The sequence below is a fragment of the Arenimonas malthae CC-JY-1 genome (genome assembly GCF_000747075.1).
Classification (GTDB): Bacteria; Pseudomonadota; Gammaproteobacteria; order Xanthomonadales; family Xanthomonadaceae; genus Arenimonas; species Arenimonas malthae.
Window position 1 is genome coordinate 1 of the sequence record NZ_AVCH01000029.1, and the last position, 9,386, is coordinate 9,386.

Genomic DNA, 9,386 nt, shown 5'->3' on the forward strand with positions numbered 1-9,386 from the left:
GCGCCGACGACCGCCGCCGCCGCGCCCGGCAAGCCGGCCCCGGCCCGCGCCGCGCTCGACCGCAGCATCTTCCGCGCCTATGACATCCGCGGCGTCATCGGCAAGACGCTCGATGCCGAAACCGCGCGCCTGATCGGCCAGGCCATCGGCAGCGCGATGCAGGCGCAGGACGCCCGCACCATCGTGGTGGGCCGCGACGGCCGGCTGTCGTCGCCGCAGATGGCCGACGCCCTGATCGAGGGCCTGCGCCAGGCCGGCCGCGAGGTCATCGACATCGGCGCCGCGCCGACGCCGGTGGTGTACTTCGCCGCCTACCACCTGCGCGCCGGCTCCTGCGTCTCGGTCACTGGCAGCCATAACCCGCCGGACTACAACGGCTTCAAGATCGTCATCGAGGGCGAAACCCTGGCCGGCGACGCCATACAGAAGCTCTACGAGCGCATCGCCGAGAACCAGCTCTACCTGGCCGACAACCCGGGCATGGTGTCGCGCCGCGACGTCACCGAGGACTACATCAACCGCATCGCCGGCGACATCCAGATCGAGCGCAAGCTGCGCGTGGTGGTCGATTGCGGCAGCGGCATCGCCGGCGGCATCGCGCCGCAGCTGCTCGAGGCCATCGGCGCCGACGTCGAGCCTCTGTTCTGCGAGGTGGACGGCAACTTCCCGCACCACCACCCCGACCCCAGCGACCCGGCGAACCTGCAGGACCTGGTGAGCGTGGTCAAGCGCGTGGACGCCGACCTGGGCCTGGCCTTCGACGGCGACGGCGACCGCCTGGGCGTGGTGACCAAATCGGGCGAGATGATCTACCCCGACCGCCTGCTGATGCTGTTCGCCGCCGACGTGCTCGAGCGCAACCCGGGCGCCTGCGTCATCTACGACGTGAAGTGCACCGGCCACCTGGCCATGCACATCCTGCGCCACGGCGGCAGCCCGCTGATGTGGAAGACCGGCCATTCGCTGATCAAGGCCAAGATGCGCGAGACGGAAGCCGAACTGGCCGGTGAGATGAGCGGCCACTTCTTCTTCCGCGAACGCTGGTACGGCTTCGACGATGGCCTGTACGCCGCCTGCCGCCTGCTCGAGATCCTCTCGAGCCGGAGCGAGACGCCGCAGGAAATCTTCGACACCCTGCCCAAGGGCGTGTCCACGCCCGAGCTCAAGATCAAGGTTGAGGAAGGCCGCCAGTACACCTTCATCGAGGACTTCCTGGCCAAGGCCAGGTTCGAGGGCGCGCGCCTGGCCACGATCGACGGCCTGCGTGCCGACTGGCCGGACGGCTGGGGCCTGGTGCGGGCGTCGAACACGACGCCGGTGTTGGTGCTGCGCTTCGACGCCAAGGACGCCGAAGCGCTCGAGCGCATCAAGAACCTGTTCCGCGAGCAGCTGCTCGCGGTCGACCCGAGCCTTCAGCTGCCCTTCTGAGGCGGGGGCTCAGCCGGCCGGGGTGGTTTCCCCGGCGGGCGGGGCCGCGTTTTCCTGGCGCGGCGCCTTGAGTTCGTGGAAGCGCCGCACCAGGTGCTCGAGCTCCTCGTCGAGCTTCATCAGCTCGGCCTGCTTCACGATCAGCATGTTCTGCTGCTTGACCATTTCCGCGTGGATCTCGCGGATGGCGGCGGCCTGCTTGGCGTTCACCGCCTTGCCGGCCAGTTCGGATTCGGAGGCCTCGGCCAGCAGGCCGGTCAGGCTGGTGCGCTGGCTGCCGATGCCGGCCTCGATGGCATTGAGGTTTTCCTGCATCAGCGTCACCCGCATGCCGAAGGAGCGGCGCAGGTCCTCCTCGCTCTGGAACGAGGCGAGCATGGCTTCTTCGGTCTGGCGTTGCTTTTCCGCGTCGCGCTCGGCGCGTTCGGCCTCGGCGGCCAGGCGCTCCTTCTCGGCCTGTTCCTCGGGCGTCAGGGCGCGGTCCACCGCGCCGGTGGTGCGGCCGCTTTCGGCGTTGATCTCGGTGCGCGCCTGCTGCAGCGCTTCGGCCGGCAAGGTGTCGCTGAACTGCACCTTGCCGTCCTTGTCCACCCAGCGATAGAGCTTCTTGGTCTTTTCCTCCGCGAACGCGCCGCCCGAGGCGAGCAGCGCGGCGAGGACGGCGAGGCAGACGAGCTTGCGTTTCATGGCCCAACTCCGGCGTTCAGCGACGGCTTCCGTAAGCGGCACGATACGACACCAGGGCGTCCTTGTGCGCGGCCACCTGGGGCCGCTCGTCGGCGTGCGCCAGCAGTTCGTCCAGGCCCGCGACGGCGATCACCGGCAGGCCGAATTCGGCGGTCACTTCCTGGGCGGCCGAGAGATCGCCCGACTGGCCGCGCTCCTGGCGGTCGAGGGCGATCAGCACGCCGCAGGGCTCGCCGCCGGCGGCCCGGATGATGCCGATGGACTCGCGGATGGCGGTGCCGGCGGTGATCACGTCGTCCACGATCAGCACGCGGCCGCGCACCGGCGCGCCGATGAGGCTGCCGCCCTCGCCGTGGGCCTTGGCTTCCTTGCGGTTGAAGGCCACGGGCACGTCGCGGCCGCGACAGGCCATGGCCACCGCCAGCGCCGTGGCCAGCGGGATGCCCTTGTAGGCCGGCCCGAACAGCATGTCGAACTGCAGGCCCGCGTCGTCCAGCGCCTCGGCGTAACACTTGCCCAGCGTGCCCAGGGCGGCGCCGGAATCGAACAGGCCGGCGTTGAAGAAATACGGGCTGACGCGGCCGGACTTGAGGGTGAACTGGCCGAAGCGCAGCACCTGTCGGTCCAAGGCCAGGTCGAGGAAGCGGCTCTGGTGCGGTTTCATGGCGGGTTCCCGGGCGGAAAGCGTGATTGTGCAACAGCCGGCGCGCGCCGGGCACCCGCGCCGGCGCGCGATTGGGCTACCCTTTCCCGACCACGCCACCGGCCCGCCTTCCCTTGAAAATCATCAGCTTCAACGCCAACGGCATCCGCTCGGCCGCCAGCAAGGGTTTCTTCGACTGGTTGCCCGGCCAGGACGCCGACATCGTCTGCGTCCAGGAAACCAAGGCCCAGGAGCACCAGCTCGGCGCCCCGGACCTGCGCCCCGCCGGCTACCACGCCCATTTCCGCGACGCGACCACCAAGAAGGGCTACAGCGGCGTCGGCATCTACTCGCGCCGCGAACCCGACGAGGTGCGCACGGCCCTGGGCTGGGCGCCGTTCGACGAGGAAGGCCGCTACCTCGAGGCGCGCTTCGGCAAGCTCAGCGTGGTGTCGCTGTATTTCCCGTCCGGTTCCTCCGGCGACGAGCGCCAGCAGTTCAAGTTCCGCTGCATGGAGTGGATCACGCCGATCTTCGCGCAGTGGGCCGCCAGCGGCCGGGACTACGTGATCTGCGGCGACTGGAACATCGTGCATACCCGCAAGGACATCAGGAACTGGACCTCGAACCAGAAGAACTCCGGTTGCCTGCCCGAGGAGCGCGCCTGGCTCGACCTGCTGTTCGGCCAGCAGGGCTGGGTGGACAGCTACCGGCACCTGCGCCCCGAGGGCGAGGAGTACACCTGGTGGAGCCAGCGCGGCGCCGCGCGCGCCAAGAACGTGGGCTGGCGCATTGATTACCAGGTGGTCACGCCTTCGCTGCGCGACAAGCTCAGGAGCTGCGCCATCTTCCCCGAGCCGAAGTTCAGCGACCACGCTCCCTACCTGGTGGAGTACGCATGAGCCTGGCCGAGCGCCTGCTGGCCGGCCTGCGCCCCTACGTCCAGCGCGAGCCGCTGGCGGCGCTGGCGCTGGGTATTTCCTCGGGTTTTCCCTACGCGATGATCGGCGCCACGCTCACCACGCGCCTGGCCCAGGATGGCATTGACAAGAAGGCGGTGACGGCGTTTTCGCTGGCCTTCCTGGTCTACAACTTCAAGTTCCTGTGGGCGCCGCTGGTGGATTCGGTGCGCCTGCCGCTGCTGGGCCGGCTGGGCCAGCGCGTGTCGTGGCTGGTGCTGGCCGGCCTGCTGGCGATGCTGGCGGTGGCCTGGCTGGCGGTGCTCGATCCCAAGGCCGACCTAGCGCTGTTCGCGCTGGCGGCGGTGGCGGTGGGAGCAGCCGGCGCCACCTACGACATCGTCATCGACGCTTACCGCATCGAAACGCTCAAGCCCGAGCAGCTCGGCGTGGGCTCGGGCATGTCGCAATATGGCTGGCGCATCGGTTCGGTCGCGGCCGGTTCGCTGGCGCTGTACGTGGCGGCGCGTCATGGCTGGACCCTGGCCTACCTGCTCTGCGCCGCGTTCGCGCTGCCGGCGATGCTGGCCGGCCTGGTGATGGGCGAACCGGCGCGGCACGTGGCGGTGTCGGCGCATCGCGGCCTGCGCCAGGCCTGGGAAGCCACCGCCGGCCCGCTGCTCGAATTCTTCCGACGCCGCGGTGCCTTCCTGGTGCTGCTGTTCGTGTTGCTGCACAAGATCGGCGACACCCTGGCCAACCTGACGCTGCGGCTCCTGCTCAACGACCTGGGCTTCAGCAACGACGAGATCGCCACCTACGACGTGGGTTTCGGCTTCGTGGCCATGCTGGCGGGCATTTTCGTCGGCGGCATGATGTACGCCGCGATCGGCATGAAGCGCTCGGTGCTGATCGCGCTGGTGCTGATGGCGGCCTCGAACCTCAGCTTCGCCTGGCTGGCCTCGGTGGGGCATTCGAACGCGCTGCTGGCCTTCACCATCGGCTTCGAGAACCTGGCCAGCGGTATCGGCGGCGTGGTGGTGGTGGCCTACCTGTCGGCGCTGTGCAACCTGGCGTTCACGGCCACCCAGTTCGCGCTGCTGTCGGCGGCGGCGAGCGTGGTGGGGCGGTTGGTCACGGGCACGACCGCGGGCGCGTTGATCGAATCGCTGGGCTACGTCCAGTTCTACGTGCTGACCACGCTGGTGGCGCTGCCTGGCGTGCTGCTCTACCTGTACATGCTGCGCGCCGGCCTCATCGAGCGCTCGCTCGGCGACGCCGGTTACAAGGGCGGCGCCGGCTGAGCCGGGGCTGACCCCGGGGCCCGGCGAGGGCCGGCAAGGCTTGCAGTCCCGGCCCGTGGCCGTATGCTGGTCGTCCCCCCGAGGATCGAGGCCATGGCCGACTTCCTGCTCCGCGACATCGACGAGCGTGTGGCCGAGCGCATCAAGGAGATGGCGCGACAGAAGGGCTGGCCGCTCAACGACGTGATCCTGCACCTGATCAAGCAGGCGCTGGGCATCATCGAGCCCGAGCCGGCGCCGGAACCGGGCGACATCGCCCGCCTCACCGGTTCCTGGAACGACGACGAAAGCCGCGCCTTCGCCGAGGCCATGGCGGCGCTCAACAGCCTGCCCGACGATGCGCCGTCCTACATGGTCGACGCGAAGAAGAAGCCCGGCGGCTGATCAGCCGCGGTAGACGGCGCCCAGCACGCGCGGGCCCGCCGCGCCGGTGACCGCCAGCAAATTGCCGGGGCGCCCGGCCAGGGTTTCCCGGGCCAGCCAGGCGAAGCCGGCGGCTTCCACGAAATCCGGATCAAGCCCGACGCTGGCGGTGCTCGCCACGGCGACGCCGGGCAGGCGTGCCGCCAGGCGCTGCATCAGCAGCGGGTTGTGGGCGCCGCCGCCGCAGGCCAGCAGGCGCGCGCAGCCGGGCTGTTCACGCCGCAGCGCATCGGCCGCGGTGGCGGCGCTGAGTTCGCACAGCGTGGCCTGCACGTCGGCGGGCGTTTGCCCGCCCAGGCGCGCGCGCAGCCACTGCAGCTGGAACTGGTCGCGGCCGGTGCTCTTGGGCGGCGGCAGTTCGAACCAAGGGTCGGCCATGAGCGCCGCCAACAGCGTTTCATCGACTCGGCCCTCGCGGGCGAAGGCGGCGTCGCGGTCGTAGGGCTGGCCGCGGTGTTCGAGGCACCAGGCGTCCATCAGGCCGTTCGCCGGGCCGGTATCGAAGCCGCGCACCACGCCGCCGCGCGGCATCAGGGTGAGGTTGGCGATGCCGCCGAGGTTGAGCACCGCGCGCTCTTCGTGCTCCGCGCGCAGCACGGCGGCGTGGAAGGCGGGCATCAGGGGCGCGCCGTGGCCGCCGGCGGCGACGTCGCGGCGGCGGAAGTCGGCGACCGTGGTGATGCCGGTGCGCTCGGCGATGACGTTGGCGTCGCCGAGCTGCAGCGTGAACGGGGCATCGCCGCGCGGGTCGTGGCGCAGCGTCTGGCCATGCGAACCGATGGCGGTGACGTCGCGCGCCAACGTGCCGCTGTCGGCCAGCGCCTGCATTGCGGCGGCGGCGAAGGCCTGGCCGAGCTGCGTGTCGAGCCGTCCGGCTTCGTCCAGCGTGATGCGCGCCTCGGCCTGCGAGAGCCGCAGCACTTCGTCGGCCAGCGCCGCGGGCAGCGGGTAAGTGCGGCCGAACAGCACCTGCGGCGCGGGCGAGAAGCGCACCAGCGCGGCGTCGATGCCGTCCACGCTGGTGCCCGAGATCAGGCCAAGAAAAAGCCCGCCGTCGGTGGCGGCGGGCTCGGTGTTCGCGGAGGCCATGGTGTCAGCGCGCGGCCAGGCGCACGTCCTCGACGCGCTTGAGCTGCGCCATCGCCGGCGCCGTGGTGGCGCGGAAGCGGGCGAGCTCGGCGCCGGTCAGCGGGTCGGGCTTGGGCATGGTCACGGTGAGCGGGTCGCGGTGCGCGCCGTTGACGCGGAATTCGTAGTGCAGGTGCGGGCCGCTGGCCAGGCCGGTGGCGCCGACGTAGCCGATGGTGCTGCCCTGCTGCACGCGCTGGCCGACCTTGTACTTGCCCAGGCGCGACATGTGGCCGTACAGCGTGGTGTAGCCGCGGCCGTGGTCGATGACGATGGTGCGGCCGTAGCCGTTCTGCCAGCCGGCGAAGGCGATGCGGCCGTCGCCCGCCGCCATGATGGGCGTGCCGGTGACCGCGGCGTAGTCCACGCCCTTGTGCGCGCGCACCGTGCCCAGCACCGGATGCTTGCGGCGCGGGTTGAAGCGCGAGCTGATGCGCGCGAACTCGATCGGCATGCGCATGAAGCCCTTCTTCAGCGGCCGGCCGGCGAGGTCGAAGTACTCGGACTTGCCGTTGCGCTCGTAGCGCAGCGCGGTGAATTCCTTGCCGCGGTTGGTGAAGCTGGCGGCCACCACTTCGCCGCTGCGCAGGCGTTCGCCGTCGCGCCAGACTTCTTCGTACACCACCTGGAAGCTGTCGCCGACGCGCAGGTCCTGGGTGAAGTCGATGTCATACGAGAAGGCGTTGGCCATCTGGTTGATGATGGCCGGGCCCAGGCCGGCCTTTTCGCCGGCGGCGTAAAGCGAGCTGTCAATCTCGCCGCTGGCGATCATCACGCGGCGCTCGAGCGGACGCTCGATGACCTTTTCCTTGAAATCGCCGTTGGCGGCGACGATCTCCACGCGGGCGGCTTCGTCGCGGTCGAAGCGCAGGCCGCGCAGCTCGCCGGCCTCGCCCAGGTCGAAAGCCAGCTCGGCGCCGGCGCGAAGGCGCGACAGGGCCTGGCGGGCGCTCGGCAGTTCGAGCACCTGGTGCATCACGGTGGCGGGCACGCCCATCTGTTCGAACAGCGCGCCCAGGGTCTGACCGCTCTGCACGGTGACGACTTGCCAGGCGCGGCTGGCGGCGTTGGCGCGCGCATCGGCCAGCTGCAGCGGGGGCAGGGCCAGCGGAAGGATGCTTCGGTTGGCGGCGGCGTCGGCGCCGCGCATGGCGGAGGCGAAGCCAGGGACGATGGTTCCGACCAGGATCGCCAGCGAGGCGAACAGGCTGGCCAGGACCCAGTGTTCGTGCGACCAGCGGCGGAGGGAGAAGGAATCGCGGTGTGGCAAGGGCTTTCCCCGCTGGGGCCTGATGTCGCGGTACGATAACCAGCCGGAAATAGTCGCGTCAAACCCTTGTCGCGGCTGGATTTTTCGCCCTGCGCGCTTTAACTTTCCATTAACCTCCATTTAACGGCCGGGCTCCTCCCGGCGCCTGCCCGACCACGGAATCCCGATTGCCATGTCCGACCTGTACTCCGCCCTTGAACTGATCGGCCGCGGCGCCGAGGAGATCCTCAAGCCCGAGGAACTGGCTGCCCGCCTCAAGGCCGGGCGCCCGCTGCGCGTGAAGGCCGGCTTCGACCCCACGGCGCCGGACCTGCACCTGGGCCACACTGTGCTGCTCAACAAGATGCGGCAGTTCCAGGACCTGGGGCACCAGGTCATCTTCCTGATCGGCGACTTCACCGGGATGATCGGCGACCCGACCGGCAAGAACGCCACCCGCAAGCCGCTCACCCGCGAGGACGTGCTGGCGAACGCGCAGACCTACGCCGACCAGGTATTCAAGGTGCTCGACAGGGATCGCACCGAGGTACGGTTCAATTCCGAGTGGTTCGGCCAGATGTCGGCCGCCGACATGATCCGGCTGGCGGCGCAACACACGGTGGCGCGCATGCTCGAGCGCGACGATTTCTCGAAGCGCTACGCCGCCCAGCAGTCCATCGCCATCCATGAATTCCTGTATCCGCTGGTGCAGGGCTACGACTCGGTGGCGCTGCAGGCCGACGTCGAACTCGGCGGCACCGACCAGAAGTTCAACCTGCTGATGGGCCGTGGCCTGCAGGAGCATTACGGGCAGGCGCCGCAGATCGTGCTCACGATGCCGCTGCTCGAGGGCCTGGACGGCGTCAACAAGATGTCCAAGTCGCTGGGCAATTACATCGGCATCAACGAGCCGGCCATCGACATCGTCACCAAGACGCTCAAGATCGGCGACGAGCTGATGTGGCGCTGGTTCGAGCTGCTCAGTTTCGAGGTGTCGCTGGCGGAGTTGAACGCCATGCGTGCCGAGGTGGCTTCGGGGCAGCTCAATCCGCGTGACGCGAAGCTGCGCCTTGCGCGCGAGCTGGCGGCGCGTTTCCACGGTGCCGCGGCGGCCGAGCAGGCCATTGCCGGCTGGCATGCCGTGGTGCGCGGCGAGGGTGATACGTCGCTGCTTCCGCAGGCCGAAATCGCCGTGCCGGCCGAGGGCCTTCGCATTGCCGCGCTGCTGGTGGCGGCCGGGCTGGCGCCGAGCAACTCCGAGGCGTCGCGCAAGCTAAAGGAGCGGGCCGTGAAGATCGATGCGGAGGTGTTCGAGGACCCGCAGCGCCTGTTCGCCCCCGGATTCGAGGGTGTCCTGCAGGTCGGAAAGCGCAGTTTCGCCCGGGTGCGCCTGGTGCCGACCCTTTGATTCCGCGGGTTCCAGCGATTTGCTTGCAATCGCCGGCGCGCTGCGATTAAAGTTCGCCCCCCCGCAGACGCCGGCCACGAGCCGGGCGACGCGGGAAGCGGTACGAAAATCCTCTGAAAAGGGTGTTGACGTTCCGCGAAACGGCCGTATAATGTGCGGCTCCCTCGGGCGAAACGCCATGAGGAGCGAGGTTCGAAAGACTTCGCAAGTGATTGAT

9 protein-coding genes are annotated in these 9,386 nt (G+C 69.5%); 5 read left to right on the forward strand and 4 right to left on the reverse strand.

Features of this window, described 5'->3' with window-relative positions; translation table 11 throughout:
- Positions 1-1,428, forward strand: a 1,428-nt coding sequence (locus N790_RS02680) for a phosphomannomutase/phosphoglucomutase (RefSeq protein ID WP_043800370.1), incomplete at its 5' end; no start/stop codon positions are given.
- Between the two features lie 9 nt (positions 1,429-1,437).
- On the opposite strand, the gene N790_RS02685 is transcribed toward N790_RS02680, so the two are convergent.
- Positions 1,438-2,115, reverse strand: a complete 678-nt coding sequence (locus tag N790_RS02685; protein ID WP_043800371.1) for a DUF4124 domain-containing protein — start codon at positions 2,113-2,115, stop codon at positions 1,438-1,440.
- Between the two features lie 16 nt (positions 2,116-2,131).
- A complete protein-coding gene (gene pyrE / locus N790_RS02690) occupies positions 2,132-2,779 on the reverse strand; it encodes an orotate phosphoribosyltransferase (RefSeq protein WP_043800374.1) in 648 nt (215 codons plus the stop codon).
- Positions 2,780-2,892: 113 nt separating this feature from the next.
- On the opposite strand from pyrE, the gene N790_RS02695 reads away from it, so the two are divergent.
- From N790_RS02695 to N790_RS02705, 3 genes are all read left to right on the forward strand, one after another.
- Positions 2,893-3,660 (forward strand): exodeoxyribonuclease III, encoded by a 768-nt coding sequence (locus N790_RS02695; RefSeq protein ID WP_043800377.1) that lies wholly within the window; start codon positions 2,893-2,895, stop codon positions 3,658-3,660.
- Positions 3,657-4,961: an AmpG family muropeptide MFS transporter gene (locus tag N790_RS02700; RefSeq protein ID WP_043800380.1), complete on the forward strand. Its 1,305-nt coding sequence runs from the start codon at positions 3,657-3,659 to the stop codon at positions 4,959-4,961. The genes N790_RS02695 and N790_RS02700 overlap by 4 nt, the downstream gene beginning before the upstream one ends.
- Before the next feature lie 93 nt (positions 4,962-5,054).
- The gene (locus N790_RS02705) at positions 5,055-5,345 is read left to right on the forward strand and encodes a hypothetical protein (RefSeq protein WP_052385632.1); all 291 of its coding nucleotides are present in this window, start codon (positions 5,055-5,057) and stop codon (positions 5,343-5,345) included.
- On the opposite strand, the gene N790_RS02710 is transcribed toward N790_RS02705, so the two are convergent.
- Both N790_RS02710 and N790_RS02715 read right to left on the reverse strand, forming a co-directional pair.
- Positions 5,346-6,473: an anhydro-N-acetylmuramic acid kinase gene (locus N790_RS02710; RefSeq protein WP_043800381.1), complete on the reverse strand. Its 1,128-nt coding sequence runs from the start codon at positions 6,471-6,473 to the stop codon at positions 5,346-5,348.
- A gap of 4 nt (positions 6,474-6,477) precedes the next feature.
- Complete coding sequence (locus tag N790_RS02715) at positions 6,478-7,782, reverse strand: peptidoglycan DD-metalloendopeptidase family protein (RefSeq protein ID WP_052385633.1); 1,305 nt, start codon at positions 7,780-7,782, stop codon at positions 6,478-6,480.
- 172 nt (positions 7,783-7,954) lie between these two features.
- Here N790_RS02715 and tyrS point away from each other — a divergent pair, with 172 nt between their 5' ends.
- Positions 7,955-9,169 (forward strand): tyrosine--tRNA ligase, encoded by a 1,215-nt coding sequence (gene tyrS, locus N790_RS02720; protein ID WP_043800384.1) that lies wholly within the window; start codon positions 7,955-7,957, stop codon positions 9,167-9,169.
- Positions 9,170-9,386: the final 217 nt, after the last annotated feature.

Excerpts from the sequence above, each read along its gene's own strand:
- pyrE (WP_043800374.1), bottom strand. The coding sequence starts at position 2,779 with ATGAAACCGCACCAGAGCCGCTTCCTCGACCTGGCCTTGGACCGACAG.
- tyrS (WP_043800384.1), top strand. The coding sequence starts at position 7,955 with ATGTCCGACCTGTACTCCGCCCTTGAACTGATCGGCCGCGGCGCCGAG.
- N790_RS02705 (WP_052385632.1), top strand. The coding sequence starts at position 5,055 with ATGGCCGACTTCCTGCTCCGCGACATCGACGAGCGTGTGGCCGAGCGC.
- N790_RS02685 (WP_043800371.1), bottom strand. The coding sequence starts at position 2,115 with ATGAAACGCAAGCTCGTCTGCCTCGCCGTCCTCGCCGCGCTGCTCGCC.
- N790_RS02710 (WP_043800381.1), bottom strand. The coding sequence starts at position 6,473 with ATGGCCTCCGCGAACACCGAGCCCGCCGCCACCGACGGCGGGCTTTTT.
- N790_RS02700 (WP_043800380.1), top strand. The coding sequence starts at position 3,657 with ATGAGCCTGGCCGAGCGCCTGCTGGCCGGCCTGCGCCCCTACGTCCAG.